Genomic DNA, 17,214 nt, shown 5'->3' on the forward strand with positions numbered 1-17,214 from the left:
CGACTGTCTGACAAATGGGGAAAGATAATTACGCTTGGTCCGCAAGGCACGGTTATACTAATGGACTCTATCGTTGAGGACGCGATTGACGAGGCCGAGGATGGCGAGGGCGAGGCATCCGAGGAATTTAACGGGAACAGCCCCTCCGGCGGCACGCCGCAGTCTGGAACAATGACCGATGACGAACTGAAAGACGTTCTTCAGGACCTGCAGACCGATATTACGGTCGTCGGCTGTGGCGGCGGTGGCGGCAACACCGTCAACCGCATGCATCAAGAGGGGATTCACGGTGCCAAGCTGGTCGCCGCGAACACCGACGTGCAACATCTTGTAAACATCGAGGCCGACACCAAGATCCTGATGGGCCAACAGAAAACCCAGGGTCGCGGTGCTGGCTCGCTCCCACAGGTCGGCGAGGAGGCCGCCCTCGAAAGCCAAGAGGAGATCTACGATGCCATCGAAGGCTCGGATATGGTCTTTGTCACCGCTGGCCTCGGTGGCGGAACCGGGACTGGCTCCGCGCCGGTCGTCGCCAAAGCCGCCCGAGATTCGGGCGCACTCACCATTTCGATTGTCACCACGCCGTTCACCGCCGAGGGTGAGGTCCGGCGCACCAATGCCGAGGCCGGACTCGAACGGCTTCGGGACGTTAGTGACACGGTAATCGTCGTTCCCAACGACCGCCTGCTGGATGCGGTCGGGAAGATGCCGGTCAAGCAGGCGTTCCAGGTCAGCGACGAAGTGCTGATGCGTTCGGTCAAGGGCATTACCGAGCTCATAACAAAGCCCGGGCTTGTTAACCTCGACTTCGCTGACGTGCGCACAGTCATGGAGAAAGGCGGGGTCGCCATGATCGGCCTTGGTGAGTCCGACTCCGAATCCAAAGCTCAAGACTCGGTCAAAAGCGCGCTCCGGTCGCCACTGCTTGATGTCGACATCTCGGGTGCGAACTCCGCGCTGGTCAACGTCACCGGTGGCAACGATATGTCTATCGAGGAGGCAGAAGGTGTCGTCGAAGAGATCTATGATCGCATCGATCCCGACGCGCGTATCATCTGGGGGACCTCGATTGACGAAGAACTCGAAGGCAGCATGCGGACGATGATCGTCGTCACCGGCGTCGACTCCCCACAGATCTACGGGAGCAGCGAGACCGTCAAGGCACGCTCGCAGGACCAACAGCCAGCCAGTGAACCCGAAGCCGTCGACGAGGGTGACGATATCGACTACGTCGAATAATCGTGTGCTGCCCCGCCGGGTTTCGGTCGACTACGCTCGGGTAACACACTGTTTCAGTCCATTTAGCCGGTTTTAAGTCGACGAGTGGCAGCTCTCTGATTGTGGGAAATGCCGGGGCAGTACCAATAGATAGAAAAAGCCCGGCACCGAACGACCGGCTAACATGAACGTCCCGTACGATCTCAACAGTTACATTCGGGTACTGAAGCTGGCGAGTACGCCCTCGTGGAACGAGTTCTCGCAGGTTTCGAAAATTGCCGGTGCCGGAATCATCCTGATCGGCTTCATCGGCTTCGTCATCTTCGCAATCATGAGTTTCATCCCCGGTGGTGTCTGATGGGTATTTTCGCCGTCAAAACCACAGCGCGACAGGAACGAACCGTCGCCGACATGATCGCAACCAAGGAGGAAGACGAGATTCACGCCGTTCTCTCGCCGGATTCGTTGACCAGCTACGTGATGGTCGAGGCCGACGGAACGGCCGCCCTCGAACGGCTCTTCGATGAGATCCCCCATGCCCGCTCGATTGTCCCCGGCAAATCCGGCATCGCGGAGGTCGAACACTTCCTCTCGCCGACCCCGGACGTCGAGGGAATCGCCGAAGGCGACATCATCGAACTCATCGCCGGTCCGTTCCAAGGCGAGAAGGCTCGCGTCCAGCGGATCGACGAAGGGAAAGATCAGGTCACAGTCGAACTCTACGAGGCGACAGTTCCGATTCCGGTCACCGTCCGTGGCGACCAGATCCGCGTGCTGGACAGCGAGGAGAGATAGCTCCTCGGGCCTTGCGAGCGGCGTAGCCGCGAGCAGATAGTGAGGAACGGTAGTTCAGTCAAAAAACTAGCAAGCAGTTCCTAACGAACAGTAGCCTGTTTTTACTCGGCGCTGTCGGTCGGTCTATCGAGTTGGTCGACGACAGCGTTGAGGTCGGCTTCGGATTCGATCTCGTTTTGGATCGCTTCGCGGCGGCGTACGGCCGCGGAGTCGGCGTCGTAGGCCCGGACGTACTGGGCACGAGTATGCTCGTCGAAGACGTGCCGGATCGCGAAGTAGCCGTCCGGAATCAGCGTCCCACAGACCTGACACTCGTGTTTCTCGTGTTCGGTCGTCTGATGAATGATGAGCGACTCGACATCGCCGAATCCCTGTTCACAGTCACCGATCCCACAGCGCCATCCGGACATGTAAGCAAACTCACCCGCAGGACGTATAACGGTTATTGTGCGTCAGACAGCCCCCCGGTAGTCGACCTTCACCGCTGCCAGTCTACCGGAAAACGGCATCCACTAATGCGAGGAGTCGTAACCGTTTGCTGTGACAGGGAGCCAGCAAACGCGCGTCGACATGCACGTCAAGATCCTCAACGACGAGGTCGTTTCGCGGGCGAAACGACGGGGGATCGATGTGCTGGTGTACGCACCCCATTTCACTCGACTACCGGAGATTCGGCGGACAGCGGCCAACTACACTGACGACGACCTACTGGTTGTTCCGGCCCGGGAACTGTTCACCGGCGACTGGAACAACCGTCGACACCTCCTCGCCGTTGGACTCTCCGAACCGGTTGCGGATTTCATCACCTTCGAGGCTGCGATGGCCGAGTGTGACCGACAAGGAGCGGCCGTGGTGGTGCCACACCCCTCGTTTATGAATGTGAGTCTGACGTGGCCGGAGATCCGTGCTCACGCCGCCCGGATCGACGCCATCGAAACCTACAACGCGAAGCTGTTTCCCCACCAGAACCGTCGGGGCCAGCGCATCGCCGCCGATCTCGATATTCCCGGTGTCGGCTCCTCGTACGCCCATCTCCCGTCGACAGTCGGTGAGGCGTGGACACTGTTCGAGACCGATAGCGATAGCGAGGACGCGCTCGTCGAGGCACTCAAAACGGCGGCTCCACGGCGAGTCCAACACCGGAGCGGAATCGGCCATCGGGCACGCAGTGGGCTAGAGTTCTCGCATCTACTGTACGAAAACACGTGGGAGAAAGTCGACCGACTCCTGCTGTCCGGCGACGAACCTACCCATCCCCGGAACCTCGTTTACGAGGGGCGGTTCGATGACGTCAGCGTTTACTGAACGGTGAGAGTGTTTTCGGGATAGTAGTCTCAGGCTACCGGGTTCGTTACCTCGTAAGAGACGTTGCCATCCCGGAGCGCGTCAGTCACTCGGCCGATGGTGTCAGTCGAGGCGACGACGACAACCTGCTGGCCGACGGCGGCTGCGGCTGCCGCAACCTCTCCGGCAGCGACAGTGACTGCGGGCTCACGGTCGACCTCCCGCAGCGAGACGACGGCTTCGACGCCCGCCGCGACGATGAGATCAGCATCCATGCAGGTATCGTCGAGTTCATCGGCGTCGACGGCCCGACTGCCGCCCTCACGGGCCGGTGGGACTTGGGCCACGGTGACCGTGCCAGCGGTCATATCGATGACGCCCTCAAACGAGGTAACGCTCACGTCGGTCCTTTTGGCAGCGTCGGTCGTCGCAACGCCGGTTGCAGGTCCTGATTCGCCCGGTGAGGCGTGGAGAAGGCCGTCCTGAACCGAGATGGTGACCGCCTGACCCGCCTCGATAGGGGCGGTTGCGATGGCGGTGTCTTCTTGGACAGTACCCAGTACGTCTCCGGTGACGTGTTCGGCGAACCGTTGGAGGGATTTGGCCTCTTGGAATAGCCAGTCGACGCCCTCTTTGGTGACTGAGTAGCGGGATCGACCCTCCTTGGTGACGAGGCCGTCGTCGACCAGATCACGGATGTACTCGCTGACCGCCTGACTGGTGACGCCGACCGCATCGGCGATTTCACCCTGACTGACCGCCGGCTGGCGGTCGGCGATCTCGACGAGGACACGGAACCGGGTGGCGGTTCGCTTGTCGGCCAGCGCATCGCTCATAGCCAATGGTCCGTCCGGAGGCATTAAAAGCCCCGCGGGCAGACGGCGACAGTGGCGTTTTAGCCAGTGGCTACTAAAAAGACGGCGTGGAGGACATCGCGTTCCGAGATCGAGCGGTCTATCTCCCAGCAACCGAGACGCTCGTGGTGGCCGATCTCCATATCGGCCGCGAGGCGGCCGCGAACGTCTCGGCACCACTTGGCGAGCGCGGCGACCTGCTGGATCGGCTGTCGACGCTCCGTTCAGCGTTCGAACCCGCACAGATCGTGTTTGCGGGTGATCTACTTCACAGTTTTTCGACGGTTCCCGATGGAGTCGCCGAGACAGTCGACCAGCTGTATCAGGACTGTGTCGACGATGGAGCCAGTGTGGTCGCTATCGAAGGAAATCATGACCAACTGCTGGATACCGTCTGGCCCCGGTCCGTCGACTCGGCAGTCAAACTCGACGACGGGACCGTCATCTGCCACGGACACGAGGAACCAGAACTGAGCGGAACGCGGTATCTCATCGGCCACGACCATCCTGCAATTACGATTGAGGGGGTCAAACGACCCTGTTGCTGTGTCGACGCCTCCGGCTACCGCGATAGTGAACTGATCGTGCTCCCCGCGTTTACGCGACTGGCCGGTGGCGTCGAACTCAACCACGCGCAGGCGTCGACGCTGCAGTCACCACTGATTACGTCGGTCGACTCCCTCCAGCCGATTGTTTGGGACCACGACCGTCAGAACGCACTCGAATTCCCCCCGCTTGGTGAGTTCCGTCGACTGCTCTGAGGTAGCCGTAATAACAGCTGTCTGTAAGGTACGTACGATCCAGAATTTTGTGTGAAATTGTTTATAATTAACTATAATGCATGTTGTGCCAAACAGTAAGACTGCATTATGCGCGCAGCTAGACTCCACGAGTATACGGATGACATGTCGAATGGGCTATCAATTGACGAGGTCGACAAACCACAGGTACAGCACAGCGACGACGTCATCGTCGAGGTCGAAGGGGCAGGGTGGTGTCAGACTGACAATCATATCATCGAGGGAATGTGGGAACAGTACGTTCCCCAGCCGCTCCCGATGACACTGGGCCACGAGAACGCCGGAACCGTCGTCGAGGTCGGCGAGGAGGTCCAGTTGGTCTCGGAGGGCGACCAAGTAATCTGCCATCCGGTCCAGACCTGTGGCACCTGCCGGCCCTGCCGGCAGGGCGAGACGATGTACTGTGAGAACGACGCGTTCAACGGCCTCACCACCGATGGGGGGTTCGCCGACGAACTCCACACGAGCGAGCGGTCGGTCATCCCGCTGCCCGATAGCATCGACCCGGCCGACATCGCGCCGCACGCCGACGCGGGGATCACCGCCTACCACGCCGCAAAGAAGGCCGTCGCTGGGCTCAACCCCGGTGATGCCGCGGTCGTCATCGGTATCGGCGGCCTCGGCCACATTGGCCTGCAGTGTGTCGACTCGATGAGCGCCGCGGACATCATCGCGGTAGATGTCAAGCAGTCCGCCCGTGACCTCGCCGACGAGTTGGGCGCACACTACACCGTCGACCCCAAAAGCGAGAATGTCGCCGACGCCATCGGCGATATCACCGACGGGACCGGCGCAGCCCAAGTGCTCGATTTCGTCGGGGCCGACGAGACGACAGCGCTGGCGCCCGACATCTGTGCGGCCGGTGGCGACCACCACATCATCGGCTACGGCGGCCACATCCACGAACCCGCACAGGCGCTGGTCAACGGCGAGTTTTCCTTCGTCGGCAACATCGTCGGTCGCTACGCCGAACTCCAGGAACTGGTCGCGCTGGTCGAACGCGAAGCCGTCGACCTGCACACCACTCGCTACGATCTCGGCGATATCAACGAGGTTGCCGAAAAACTGGAACACGGCGAGATCGAAGGCCGGGCCGTAATCACCCCCTAATTGGAGTTATAGATCTTCTAACACCGCGTTTGCGGCCTCGCGGCCGCTTTTCATCGCGCCCTGAATCGATGACCATTCGGTGTACTCACCAGCGAGATAGGTCCGTCGACCACCATCCCGGACGTCGGGCAGCGAGTCGTGAACTCCCGGCGGCTGGGCGAACTGGGCAAACGGAATCCGGTCGGTTTCGAGCAGTTCGAGGTCCTCGAAACTCCGTTCGGGATACCACGAGTCGAGCGCCTCGCGGGTGAGTTCGGCCAATCGCTTACTCGACGTATCGAACAGATCCTCGTCGAGGAACGTCGCGTTCAAAAGGAGATCGTCGCCGGAGGTGTACTCGGGAGCGACCTCTGAGATCGGGACGATAGTGTTCGGCTTGGTTCCAGCAGCGTTCAACAGCAGTCGCTTGCCGGTATCGAGCGGTGGACCGTCAGGGAGACGGTAGTGCTGAGTGACACAGCCGATCCCCTCGGTTGGTATGTCGTCGTTGCCGGTGAGTCTCGCGGCGACCGTCGGCGGGGTAGCGACGACAACCGCGTCGACTGCCCGCCGGTCCTCGTCGGTGACAACGACCGCGTGTCGACGCTTCGGTTTGAGTTCGGTCACTGCGTGACCGGTCTCGATGGTTGCACCCGCGGCCTCGGCGCTGTCGGCGAGCTGTCGACCGATTTCGCCCATTCCGCCCGCGGGGACCACAGTCCGGCCCTCGCTGAGTGCTTTAAACGTGTACTCGAAGACGCGTTTGGAGGTACCGAGCGAGCGGTCAAGGGTGATCCCGCCGTAGAAGGGCGCGATGAAGTTCGACAGATAGCGTTCGGAAAAGCCCCACTCCCGGAGCGACGCCCTGATCGAGCTGTCGGGACGCTCAAACAGGGATTCGTACTCTCGAACCGAGAGATCCCGACGTAGTGCGAGGGTCCGGAGCTTGTCGACCATCGGGACCTCGGGGTTTGTCAGGCTCTCGACGGCGGCGTTCGGATCACGGAGCGGATCGGAGAGTACGGACCGCTGGCCGGGACGAGCGATCACGGCTCCGGGTTTGAACGCTCGGAGGTCGAGAGCGTCGAGATCCAACTCGCGGCGGACTGCGGGATAGGCGGTAAACAGGACTTGAAACCCGTAGTCGAGGGTACAGCCCTTCGTCTGTCGGGACCGCACGCGGCCACCGACAGTCTCCCGTTGCTCGTAGACGGTCACGTCCGCTCCTCCCTCGGCAAGATGTCGTGCCGCAACGAGTCCGGCAACGCCGCCGCCGACAACGACAACTGAACGACTCATACCAAAGGGTTCGACCGGCCGATACAAAGAAACTGCTACTATCGGACCACTACCCAGTCAGATTCCACCGAGCCAGTCGACGATTGGGTCGATGGCGACGTCGGTGAGGACAACATCGAGATGCGAGGCATCGTCGACGAGTTCGACTCCGGCGTCGGTATGGCTAGCAAACAGTGGCTCATAGGCGTCGGGATGGGCCGTTTCGTCGGCCGTGCCGACGACCGTGAGACAGGGGACAGCAGCCATCTCACTGACATCGTCTTCCTGTGGCGTGTACGACACCATGAGCCGGTAGGTGTGTGCAGGTGTTCTGGTCCCGTCACGAACGGACTCGGGTATATCAAACTCGACAGTTGTCATATCGCTGTAGCTCTCAAGCCCGAATCCGGTGAACACACGCAGCATGACGATCCGATCCGTATAGAAATTCGCCCAGCCGCCGAGTGCCCTCCGTGTGGTCGACGTCTTTCGGCCGAGATAGGGTGCCAACAGGAGATAGCCGTCGACGAGGCTGCCGTACGATCCGGAGGCGAATCGAACGGCGATCCCGCCGCCGGTTCCATGACCGCCGATGACGACGTTCGCATCGGGATACGCCTTTCCGAGGTTCCGTATCAGGTATTGAAGATCCGCTTCATACTGACCAATGTAATCGATATCGCCACGTGTTTTGGGATCGGAACCGTGGCCCCGCAGGTCCGGCGTCACAACATGTGCAACGTTTGCCTCGGAGATCGCAGTGGCCAGTGGCTGCAGCAGTCGACTATCAAATCCTGCGGAATGGAGGAGCACAACCACTGTGTCGGCATCGTCGGCGTCGTACCGCCGATATGTCGGGAACGGCCGATCCGATGTGGCGTATTTTTGTTTTTTCGGCAGCGTCGACTCGTCAATTCGATCCAGCCCGTCGAAATCTAACGTTCCCTCGGGCGGCTCCTCACCGAGACAGCCAGCAAGCCCAGCAGCGATAGCTGTGCCGCCGAGCTGTAACGTTCGCCGTCGCGTCGGCGAAGAGTCCATACGCTCACCATCTGTAGCGATTATATAATTGTTTGTGTCAAATTATTAATACTGGTAACGCAGGATAGAGATCAGTTGGAGACGCCACCGGCGGAGACGGGAAGGGCTTAGTTAGTTCCGTCGTAACAAAGTGTATGAAACTGAGTGCAGGTTTTGAGGGACTCACATGCACTGACTGCGGGTCGGTCGTTGCCCACACTGTCGACCAGGGGTGCCCGGATTGCGAGGGCCCGCTGGAGCCAACCTACGACTACGATGAGATCGACCCGGACGACTGCTTCGGTCCCTCAACGACTGGCTCCGGACAGTGGCAGTTCGACGCCCTCCTCCCGTTTCAGCGCGACAGCGCCATCACGGCCGCCGAGGGGTCGACACCGCTTGTTCCTGCCGACCGGCTGGCCAGTGAACTGGACGTCGACGAGGTCTACATCAAAGACGAGGGCCGGAACCCGACCGGCACCGTCTACGACCGGGGGATGAGCCTCGCGGTGACCGCGCTCAGCGGCCACGACGACCTCTCGACACTCGAACCGCTCGCACTCGCCTCGACCGGCAACAGCGGCCAGTCGGCTGCGGCCTACGTCGGTCGACTCGGCGTTCGATCCTACGCCTTCGTCCCCTCGCGGTCGGCGTTCTCCAACAAGGCGATGATCAACGTCCACGGCGGCCAGATGCGAGTCGTCGGTGGCCGGTACTCCGATGCCGCCGACGCGGTCGACGACCAGTTAGCGACCGACTACTACTCGCTACAGGAGTTTACCACCCCATACCGCCACGAAGGGGCCAAAACAGTTGCCTTCGAGCTGTATGCTGATCTCGGCGAGCTACCCGATGTGTTGTTCGTGCCCACGAGTACGGGTGAACTCGTCGCTGGCATCGCCAAAGGATTCCATGAGCTAACCGAGATCGGTCTCACCGAGGAAACGCCAACTCTCGTTGCCGTTCAGCCGACCAGTTGTTGCCCGATTACAGCCGCCTTCGACCGCGGCCTAGAGACGCCCGAGCCATGGACGCATCCCGATACAATCATCGGCGAGCTCGAGGTTCCCGATCCAGCCGGTGGTGGGCAGGCAGTTGCGGCGCTCCGCCAGCACGATGGTGGCGTGGTCACCGTCGACGACAGCGACAGTCTCGATGCGGCGACGACAGTCGCCCAACACGAGGTGATCGAGATGGGTGCGGCGGGTGGCGCGGCCGCCGCGGGCGCGTGGAACTGGTCGGAAGCCGGCGAGTTCGACGGCGACGAGACAGTCGTCGTCCTCAACACCGAGTCCGGGGTCAAAACGCCGGACATCTTGCGGAGTCACTTGATGGGCCAAGGCGTCTGAGTCGACTGATAGATCAGCGCTCCTTCGTCGACCGACCCGGTAGGTATTTGCCGCCTAAACAGGAAGCCTAGGCATATGTTTAGCGACGTGATGGAGGACTATCTGAAGGCGATTTACGTGCTTCAGGCCGAGGGTGATCCGCCCGTTTCGACCTCGGCAATCGCGGAGTATCTGGACAAAACGCCGCCAACAGTGACCAGCATGGTCGGCAAGCTCGAAGACCACGGGCTGGTCGACCGCGAGAAGTACAAGGGCGTCGAGCTCACGACCGAAGGCGAAACCGTCGCCCTTGAAGTGATCCGCCATCATCGTCTGCTGGAAACCTATCTCACCGAACAGCTCGACTACTCCTGGAGCGAAGTCCACGAGGAGGCCGACCGGCTTGAACACCACATCTCCGAGGAGTTCGAACGCCGCGTCGCCGAGGCACTCGACTACCCCACGGTCGACCCCCATGGCGATCCGATCCCGAACGCGGATCTCACACCACTCGGCGAAGACGAGTCGATACGGCTCAGCGAGTTTGCGGAAGACGACCACGTCATCGTTACCCGTGTCAGCGACCGCAACGACGAGGAACTCTCGTATCTCGAAGACGCAGGTATTACGCCGGGCACTGAACTCGTGATCGTCGACATCGCTCCCTTCGGGATGGTCACCGTCCGGACACCCGACGACCGCGAACAGAGCCTCCCCGAGTCGGTTGCGCGCTCGATTCGTGTCGAACCGGCGGTCGAAGAGACTGCCTGACAATCGAAGGCACTCCCTAACTTCCGTCCGAGCCGCCACAGACACAAACAGTTTCACGGGCGGCCCGCGTTGGGGTGCACATGTTCGACAAGTCGACGTGGATCAAACTCCCCCGCAACGTCGTCGTCGGCCACGGCGTCATCGACGAACTCGGGGAGACGATTGCTGATCTGCATCTCACTGGCGACCCGCTGATTATCACGAGTCCAACGCCCAACGAGTTGGCCGGCGACCGGGTTCGTGCCCAAGTTCCGGGGGCTGAAACGATCATCGTCGAGACGGCCAGTTTCGAATCGATTGAGCGGGTTATCGAAACGGCACAGGCCGAGGAGGCCGACTACCTCATCGGCCTCGGCGGCGGCAAACCCATCGATATTGCCAAAATGGCGGCCGACGAGATCAACTGCGGACTGGTTTCGGTGCCGACTGCCGCCAGCCACGACGGTCTCGTCTCGGGGCGGTCTTCGATTCCGGAAGGCGACACCCGCCACAGCGTGGCCGCCGATCCGCCGCTTGCAGTCGTGGCCGACACCGAGATCATGGCCAAAGCGCCGTGGGAGTTGACAACCGCGGGCTGTGCGGACATTATCTCGAACTATACGGCCGTTCAGGACTGGCGACTGGCCAACCGGCTCAAAAACGTCGAGTACTCCGAGTACGCCGGCGCGCTCTCGGAGATGACCGCTGAGATGCTGGTCGACAGCGCCGACTCGATCAAACCCAACCTCGAAGAGTCCGCGTGGATCGTGGTCAAAGCCCTCGTTTCGTCGGGAGTTGCGATGTCGATTGCGGGCACCTCACGCCCAGCCTCGGGAGCCGAACACCTCATTTCGCACCAACTCGACCGGATCGCACCGAATCAGGCTCTCCATGGTCATCAAGTTGGGGTCGCTTCAATCATGACTGAATACCTCCACAGCGGCAACGACGGCCAGTGGCGAGCGATCCGGAAGGCACTCAAAAGTATTGACGCCCCAACCACCGCGGCCGAACTCGAAATCAGCGACGACGATCTGCTCGAAGCACTAACGACCGCCCACGAGATCAGGGATCGGTACACGATCCTCGGCAACGGTGTCAACCTCGATGCCGCCTACCAGACCGCCACCGTCACGGGTGTCATCGAGCGAGACTAAGGTCCAGAGCGTCGACTGAAATCCGAAGACCGATAGGCTGGCAGTCGTATACTCTGTATGGACACTCCGTTGGTCGACGGCCCGGCTCGGGACCACCCGAAGGCCGTCACTGCACTGCTGTCGATTGTCGGCTACGCCGCGGTCGTCGGTGCGTTCGTCGTCCCTTCGGTCCAAGCACTGTTTCCACAGTTGAGCCTCGCGCAGGTGAACCTGCTCGGACATGCGATTGCCGCCGTGAACTCGGTGACAGTAGTGGTGCTCTGTGCTGGCTGGTACTGGATCAGAAACGACGAAGTCGAAAAACACGCCCACGCGATGGTGACCGCGTTCGTTCTCATTTTGCTGTTTCTCAGCATGTATCTCCCGAAAGTCGCCGGCGGCGGCACCAAGGAGTTCGTGTTAGCCTCCGCCTACGGCTGGGTCCCGCTCTGGGAGTGGATCTACCCGGCCTACCTGCTCATGCTCGCAATCCACATCGTGCTATCGATACTTGCGGTCCCGCTCGTGCTGTACGCGCTCGTCCTCGGACTGACCCACACCCCAACTGAGCTTCGAACCGAGACCCCCCACCGACGTATTGGCCGGATCGCCGCGGGATCGTGGATCCTCTCGCTGGTCCTCGGCGTCGTCACCTACCTCCTGTTGAACCATCTGTACAGCTGGGAGTTCGTGACTGCCTGATGCCGCACGTTTGTCGACCACTCTCAGGAGATTTTTGGTGGTCAGTGCCGGAGGTAGCCTGTGACTAACCGGAGGGTCGTGAGATGACGATGCGTGTCACAATCCATGGGAGCGACGACCAGCTCTCGACGGCGGTGGCAGCCGCCATCGACCGCGTCGACGGGATCGATACCGAGACAGTCGACAGCGAGGCCGCTGACCTCGTGATCACAGTCGGCGAGCAGCCCCTAGGTGACTGTGCGACCCGCCGCGAGGAGCGACCGATTCTGCCGGTCGGGATCGAGGCCGACTGGAGTGTCGATCCCGAGGCGCTGCCGGACGTACTCGGGCAGCTTCCGGATCGAAAGCTCCCGACCGTCGACGCTGCCCCGCTTGTCGTCTCGGTCGACGGCGACGAGTCGACGGCCGCCTTTGACACCACGCTCATCACCAGCGAGCCGGCGCGGATCTCGGAGTACGGCGTCTCGGTCGACGGGCGTCGAGACACGTTCCGTGCGGATGGCGTCGTCGTCGCCAGCCCACTGGGGAGCTGTGGCTACGCTCGCGCGGCGGGTGGCCCAACGCTGGATTTCGGCACCGGCCTCGCGGTGGTTCCCATTGCGCCGTTTGCGACGATTGCCGACACGTGGGTGTTGGAGCCGCCGCTGTCGGTGAGTGTCGAACGCGACGACTCGGTGACAGTGTTCGCCGACACGACCGAACTCGCCACGGGTCGGTCGGAACTCACCGTCGACATTACCACTGGCCAGCCGCTGTCGCTGGTCGACTGTCGTTACCTCCCTGACTGCCGGTAACTGGTCGACGTCCGAAATCGCCGTAGCAATTGGAAAAACTCTAATGAGTCGTCTCCCCATCTCCATGTATGGACCCACTGCAGTTTCTCGTTCCGCTTGGCTGGATCGAGACCATCGGACCAATCGTTCCAATCGGGATCTTAGTGCTCGTCGTCGCGAACATCGGGACTCGAATCCTCGAAAATCGCCGACAAGCATACCAAGCCAAAAACGATGAGCCGCTGACGCGGCACCCACTCAACACGTTCACGACGATGGGGATCGTCACGCTCGGGCTACTGTTTACGGTGTACAGGCCGATCAGCGGGATGATCATGATGATCGCTATCTTCGGGCTGTTTGTCGCCGACGTCTTCGAGTTTGAAGGTCGACAGGTCGAAGCCGACAACGGGCTCGAATTCGAGTGGCCCAAAGCCACGCTGGGCGCGACGGGCCTCACGCTCATCTATGCGATGTACTACGCGCTCACGCCGCTGTACGCGCCGATTCTCGATATGATCTTCGCCTAATCGTCGGTCCTGTTTTAGCGACTGTTTCTGACCCAGAAGCCGTACGACTGCCGGAGCGAAACCGGAAAGCAGCGCCCCAATGTCGACTGTGGTCAATCCAATGCACGTACCTGTTTCTCCATTCAGTAGGGCAGCGCCCAACTGGCCGCCAGCAAGCAGGATCGTCGACAGTCTCGGCGCTCGAACCGAGCCATCGGCGAAAACAGGCCCAAACGTGGATGTCGCTTCGGGAGAGCGTGTCGCCACTCAGAGATGGAGTGGAACGAAAACAAAAAGACCGGCCTTAGGTTGATTCGCGCCGGTTTTCGACTGCGGCAGCGATTTCTCGGCCAGCCGGGATCAGGATCCAGAACGTCAGCGCGCCAAGCAGTGCCGTCCAGAGGAAGACGTCGATCAGGAAGATCGAGATCGCATCGAACACGTTGCCGGGCTCCGGCGGCGGCGCGATCAGCTGGTTGGTCATGAAGAACGACGGCGTCTGATACCAGCCCGCGAGTGTCATCCAGACAAGCCCTGCCGTGGTCAGGATTCCAAACCCTTTGATGAACTCATCAGCCATTAGTTGATTCTTCGTCGGCGTCCTCTTGACTGTTTCCCATTCCTTCGGCCCGAAACCGACTACTGAGGATGAACACGCCCGATCCGAGCGCCATCAGGCTTAGCCCACCGACCGCCAACAGCCCACCCAATAGCTCCTGATTCGGTGTGACACCGATGGCTTCGACGGCCGTCACGATCAGCCGCCGGAGCACACTCATCTGGAGCGTCGCTGCATCCAACAGAATAAAGCCAGCCAGAATACTCAGCGCCGCGATCAGCGTCGAGAACACGGTGATCGTTTTGTACAACCGCAGTGGGACGACGACATCCCGTCGACCACCCGTCTCGGTCGACTCGCTGGGGATCGACTCACCAGCAGCATCAGGGACGGTCGACTCACTGGCGGCGTCAGAATCGCTCATACAAGAAAAACGGGCCGAGCAGTATAATTATCCGGCGTTATCCGCGCTATTTCGGCGGGCGAAGCATGTAGTACCGGCGGTTGAGCCCGTACATGTACCCTTCGCGCATCGTCTTGAGGACGGTGTAGGCGATGATCCCCGCAACGACCGGGAAGACGAACACGATGTTGAGCTGGAGTTCCAGCGGCAGCGGAATCAGGTTCTGGACTGCCAGCCCCGCGATGGTGATCGAGAACACCGCGCCACCGACACCGATAGCTGCCCAGAACGGCTGTTCAACCGGTCGACGGGCACTCCCCTTGTTGAGGTAGGGCAGCAGCGCGACCGCACCGACAACGACGACGTTTGCGAGCACGCCGTACAGCTGATCGGACATCAGCTTATCGCCGCCCAGCACCGCGAGTCCGGGGTTGATCGGGTTGAGCTTGAGCAGGCCGAACGACCAGTAGAGATACCAGTCGGGCAGAATGATCGACGGCGTCGAACTCGGATCGGCCGGTGCTTCGAGGCTCGGCGGCAGTGCCGCAGCGATCAGGACGATCATCCCGACAAAGAACATCGAAATCGACAGGTTTCGGATGATCTCGTGGGGCCACGTCGGGAAGCCAAGCACGTCACGTTCGACGTAGTCGGACTCGTTTCGGAGATCTTGGTCCTCGCGGCGAGAGCGCTCGAAATACTCGTAGGTCAGCCGGGAGAGCCCCGACTTTCTGGCCTTTCGCTCGCTCCACGTCGGCGTTTCGTCGTCCGGGGCGACGATGCCCGTCTCCCCGCTCCCATCCGTGCGAGCCTCGTCGTTAGTGTTGTCTGTCTCACTCATTGTCTTAGTGTGGCTCCGCAATGCCCTGCACCCAGACGATGCCGATGTGGAGCGCGATCAGCGCAGTCACCACGAACGGCAGGACGAACACGTGCAGGATGTACATTCGTATGATCGTTGCCTGACCCAGCGTGAAGCCGCCGAACAACAGTTGGGCGGCCCACTCTCCGACAATCGGTGTTGCCAGCGCCATCTCGACGCCGATCTGACCGGCCCAGAACGCAAGCTGGTTCCACGGCAGCAGGTAGCCCGTGTAGCCGAAGACCATCGAGAGGCTGATCAGGATGATACCGAGCAGCCAGTTGAGCTCACGCGGCTCTTTGTAGGAGCCGGTGAAGTAGACTCGCAGCATGTGGAGGAACACTGCCGCCAGCATGATCTGGGCGGCCCACCGGTGGATGCTCCGTAGCGCGAATCCGAACTGGAGTTCGGTCATGATCGTCTCGATAGAGGCGTAGGCGACACTCGGCTCACCCACTGCTGACGGCTCGTAGTAGAAGCCTAACAGCGCGCCGGAGACTGCCGCGACGATGTACGCCAGCGTCGAGAAGAATCCCAGCGAGTAGAGCGGATACCAGTACCAGAACTTGTTGTCGAGGTCGTACTGCTCGGTGTGGCTCTTCGGCATCTGGAGGTTAACCTTGTAGTAGGCGTCCTCTAACAGTTCCAGATAGTCGACGATCCGGAGTCGACGGTCAAGGAACACCAGTGCCGTCAGAAAGACCGTCTCAATCGGGGTCAGGTCCTTCTTTTTGAGCCACGCGTTGTGGTCGAAGTCGTCTTTCTTTTCTAAACTCATAACTTATCGTTTGTAGTAGGGGTAGATCGCTCGTTTCACGGTGTCCCATGCCTGCTCGCTGCCGAGCTGGACCCCGTCGGCCTGATCGCTGTCGATGTAGAGGTCCTCCCACTTGCGTCGACGTTTCTTGACGATCATGACGTCCGGAAGGAACTCCTTGCGGTACAGCGCGAGGATGAAGGCGAGATCAATGAAGACCAAGCCAAGGATCGCACCGAGGAACATGTTGCCGAACTCGGTGCCGGCCAAGCCAGCGACGAGCGCGTAAATGAAAAAGAAGACGAAGACGACTTCGATGATCGTCAGCAGGACGATCCCGATAGCCGCCGCCGTCGACTCTCTGGCCGGCTCGTAGCGGTGAATGTCACCGTACGTACTGCCTGACGACGACATCAGGCACCACCCTGTCCAGTGTTCGGCGATTCGCCGTACTTCAGCACGTAGAAGGTGAACACGAGGCTCACCGCGATGCCGAGGAAGCTAGCGATGCCGACATAATGTTTCTGGATCGGCACGCCGGCCTCGTGGGCGAGATCTTCGGGCCAGCCGCCGGCACTGCCACCGACTTCGACGGTTGGCACGTCCTCGCCGACAGCGACTGCGCCCAACATGCCGAGTGAGGCGTGTGGCGCACACTGGTAGTTCGTGATTCCAGCGTGCTCCTCGGTAAACTCGAACTCGTAGCTACCATCCGCCTGGAGTGGGCTTTCGAGCGATGCTGGACCGTCGGTCGTCACGACATTGTGGTCGCCGCCCTCGCCGGTCCACTCCCAGATGACCGTTGTTCCGGGGTCGACCCAGATACCGGCCGGGCTAAAGGCGACGTTTCCGCCGTTCCCACTGGCACCGACCTGCACGGTGACTTCGTCTTGGCCACGGAGGTCCTCGATGCCGCCATCAATGCCCTCGAGTTCGGTAAAATCCGGTTGTACCGTCTGGGCTGCGGCCGTCCCGCTACTTGCGGCGACGGCTGTGGTGGCGGCAGCAGAGCCTCCCGCTGTTCGGATAAAATCCCGCCGTTTCATACAGCCATAAATCAGCACGCGCCGTGCTTAAACCCACCGACTAACGGTCGG

22 protein-coding genes are annotated in these 17,214 nt (G+C 60.9%); 12 read left to right on the forward strand and 10 right to left on the reverse strand.

The genetic code is table 11. From position 1 onward, the window contains the following. Window positions 1–60: 60 nt before the first annotated feature. The 3 genes from ftsZ (at window position 61) to HALTADL_RS04610 (ending at window position 2,013) form a co-directional block, all read left to right on the forward strand. Complete coding sequence (gene ftsZ, locus HALTADL_RS04600) at window positions 61–1,239, forward strand: cell division protein FtsZ (RefSeq protein ID WP_089671641.1); 1,179 nt, start codon at window positions 61–63, stop codon at window positions 1,237–1,239. 163 nt (window positions 1,240–1,402) lie between these two features. Next, window positions 1,403–1,576 carry a protein translocase SEC61 complex subunit gamma gene (locus HALTADL_RS04605; RefSeq protein WP_089671640.1) on the forward strand — a complete coding sequence of 58 codons (174 nt, stop codon included), beginning with the start codon at window positions 1,403–1,405 and terminating at the stop codon, window positions 1,574–1,576. Next, window positions 1,576–2,013, forward strand: coding sequence for a transcription elongation factor Spt5 (locus HALTADL_RS04610; RefSeq protein ID WP_089671639.1), 438 nt, complete (start codon window positions 1,576–1,578; stop codon window positions 2,011–2,013). Before HALTADL_RS04605 ends, HALTADL_RS04610 begins: the two co-directional genes overlap by 1 nt. A 101-nt stretch (window positions 2,014–2,114) precedes the next feature. Here the strand turns inward: HALTADL_RS04610 and HALTADL_RS04615 are convergent, their stop codons facing one another. Further along, window positions 2,115–2,423 carry a DUF7565 family protein gene (locus HALTADL_RS04615; protein WP_089671638.1) on the reverse strand — a complete coding sequence of 103 codons (309 nt, stop codon included), beginning with the start codon at window positions 2,421–2,423 and terminating at the stop codon, window positions 2,115–2,117. A gap of 160 nt (window positions 2,424–2,583) precedes the next feature. On the opposite strand from HALTADL_RS04615, the gene HALTADL_RS04620 reads away from it, so the two are divergent. Beyond that, entirely contained in the window at window positions 2,584–3,318 is a 735-nt protein-coding gene (locus HALTADL_RS04620) for a PHP domain-containing protein (RefSeq protein WP_089671637.1), read from the forward strand. A gap of 29 nt (window positions 3,319–3,347) precedes the next feature. On the opposite strand, the gene HALTADL_RS04625 is transcribed toward HALTADL_RS04620, so the two are convergent. Next, window positions 3,348–4,133, reverse strand: a complete 786-nt coding sequence (locus tag HALTADL_RS04625; RefSeq protein ID WP_089671636.1) for a DUF7839 domain-containing protein — start codon at window positions 4,131–4,133, stop codon at window positions 3,348–3,350. A gap of 86 nt (window positions 4,134–4,219) precedes the next feature. Between HALTADL_RS04625 and HALTADL_RS04630 the strand changes: the two genes are divergently transcribed. Both HALTADL_RS04630 and HALTADL_RS04635 read left to right on the forward strand, forming a co-directional pair. Further along, window positions 4,220–4,912, forward strand: coding sequence for a metallophosphoesterase (locus tag HALTADL_RS04630; RefSeq protein ID WP_089671635.1), 693 nt, complete (start codon window positions 4,220–4,222; stop codon window positions 4,910–4,912). Between the two features lie 108 nt (window positions 4,913–5,020). Next, on the forward strand, window positions 5,021–6,061 hold the full coding sequence (locus tag HALTADL_RS04635; RefSeq protein WP_089671634.1) for an NAD(P)-dependent alcohol dehydrogenase: 1,041 nt from the start codon (window positions 5,021–5,023) through the stop codon (window positions 6,059–6,061). A 6-nt stretch (window positions 6,062–6,067) separates the two neighbouring features. On the opposite strand, the gene HALTADL_RS04640 is transcribed toward HALTADL_RS04635, so the two are convergent. Continuing rightward, entirely contained in the window at window positions 6,068–7,339 is a 1,272-nt protein-coding gene (locus HALTADL_RS04640; RefSeq protein WP_089671633.1) for an NAD(P)/FAD-dependent oxidoreductase, read from the reverse strand. Window positions 7,340–7,396: 57 nt separating this feature from the next. Then, window positions 7,397–8,359: an alpha/beta hydrolase gene (locus HALTADL_RS04645; protein WP_089671632.1), complete on the reverse strand. Its 963-nt coding sequence runs from the start codon at window positions 8,357–8,359 to the stop codon at window positions 7,397–7,399. A 134-nt stretch (window positions 8,360–8,493) separates the two neighbouring features. Between HALTADL_RS04645 and HALTADL_RS04650 the strand changes: the two genes are divergently transcribed. The 6 genes from HALTADL_RS04650 to HALTADL_RS04675 all read left to right on the forward strand — a co-directional run bounded on the left by HALTADL_RS04650 (window position 8,494) and on the right by HALTADL_RS04675 (window position 13,557). Continuing rightward, window positions 8,494–9,687 (forward strand): threonine synthase, encoded by a 1,194-nt coding sequence (locus HALTADL_RS04650; protein ID WP_089671631.1) that lies wholly within the window; start codon window positions 8,494–8,496, stop codon window positions 9,685–9,687. Between the two features lie 75 nt (window positions 9,688–9,762). After that, on the forward strand, window positions 9,763–10,437 hold the full coding sequence (locus tag HALTADL_RS04655; protein WP_089671630.1) for a metal-dependent transcriptional regulator: 675 nt from the start codon (window positions 9,763–9,765) through the stop codon (window positions 10,435–10,437). Between the two features lie 80 nt (window positions 10,438–10,517). Continuing rightward, window positions 10,518–11,573, forward strand: coding sequence for an NAD(P)-dependent glycerol-1-phosphate dehydrogenase (locus HALTADL_RS04660; protein WP_089671629.1), 1,056 nt, complete (start codon window positions 10,518–10,520; stop codon window positions 11,571–11,573). Window positions 11,574–11,630: 57 nt separating this feature from the next. After that, a complete protein-coding gene (locus tag HALTADL_RS04665; protein WP_089671628.1) occupies window positions 11,631–12,254 on the forward strand; it encodes a DUF420 domain-containing protein in 624 nt (207 codons plus the stop codon). Window positions 12,255–12,337: 83 nt separating this feature from the next. After that, window positions 12,338–13,048: an NAD(+)/NADH kinase gene (locus tag HALTADL_RS04670; protein WP_089671627.1), complete on the forward strand. Its 711-nt coding sequence runs from the start codon at window positions 12,338–12,340 to the stop codon at window positions 13,046–13,048. A 68-nt stretch (window positions 13,049–13,116) separates the two neighbouring features. After that, window positions 13,117–13,557, forward strand: coding sequence for a DUF7313 family protein (locus tag HALTADL_RS04675; protein WP_089671626.1), 441 nt, complete (start codon window positions 13,117–13,119; stop codon window positions 13,555–13,557). Between the two features lie 283 nt (window positions 13,558–13,840). On the opposite strand, the gene HALTADL_RS04680 is transcribed toward HALTADL_RS04675, so the two are convergent. The 6 genes from HALTADL_RS04680 to HALTADL_RS04705 are packed head-to-tail and all read right to left on the reverse strand — an operon-like array spanning window position 13,841 to window position 17,163. Then, window positions 13,841–14,116 carry a DUF7314 family protein gene (locus HALTADL_RS04680; RefSeq protein ID WP_089671625.1) on the reverse strand — a complete coding sequence of 92 codons (276 nt, stop codon included), beginning with the start codon at window positions 14,114–14,116 and terminating at the stop codon, window positions 13,841–13,843. After that, window positions 14,109–14,519: a DUF7315 family membrane protein gene (locus HALTADL_RS04685; RefSeq protein ID WP_245708393.1), complete on the reverse strand. Its 411-nt coding sequence runs from the start codon at window positions 14,517–14,519 to the stop codon at window positions 14,109–14,111. The genes HALTADL_RS04680 and HALTADL_RS04685 overlap by 8 nt, the downstream gene beginning before the upstream one ends. Window positions 14,520–14,565: 46 nt before the next feature. Then, complete coding sequence (locus tag HALTADL_RS04690) at window positions 14,566–15,339, reverse strand: cytochrome b family protein (protein ID WP_089671624.1); 774 nt, start codon at window positions 15,337–15,339, stop codon at window positions 14,566–14,568. Window positions 15,340–15,343: 4 nt separating this feature from the next. Beyond that, on the reverse strand, window positions 15,344–16,138 hold the full coding sequence (locus HALTADL_RS04695) for a cytochrome b (RefSeq protein ID WP_089671623.1): 795 nt from the start codon (window positions 16,136–16,138) through the stop codon (window positions 15,344–15,346). A gap of 3 nt (window positions 16,139–16,141) precedes the next feature. After that, window positions 16,142–16,531 carry a DUF7318 family protein gene (locus HALTADL_RS04700; RefSeq protein WP_089671622.1) on the reverse strand — a complete coding sequence of 130 codons (390 nt, stop codon included), beginning with the start codon at window positions 16,529–16,531 and terminating at the stop codon, window positions 16,142–16,144. Continuing rightward, window positions 16,531–17,163, reverse strand: a complete 633-nt coding sequence (locus HALTADL_RS04705) for a halocyanin domain-containing protein (RefSeq protein ID WP_089671621.1) — start codon at window positions 17,161–17,163, stop codon at window positions 16,531–16,533. The genes HALTADL_RS04700 and HALTADL_RS04705 overlap by 1 nt, the downstream gene beginning before the upstream one ends. Window positions 17,164–17,214 lie beyond the last annotated feature (51 nt).

Origin of the sequence: Halohasta litchfieldiae (genome assembly GCF_002788215.1) — an archaeon.
GTDB lineage: Archaea > Halobacteriota > Halobacteria > Halobacteriales > Haloferacaceae > Halohasta > Halohasta litchfieldiae.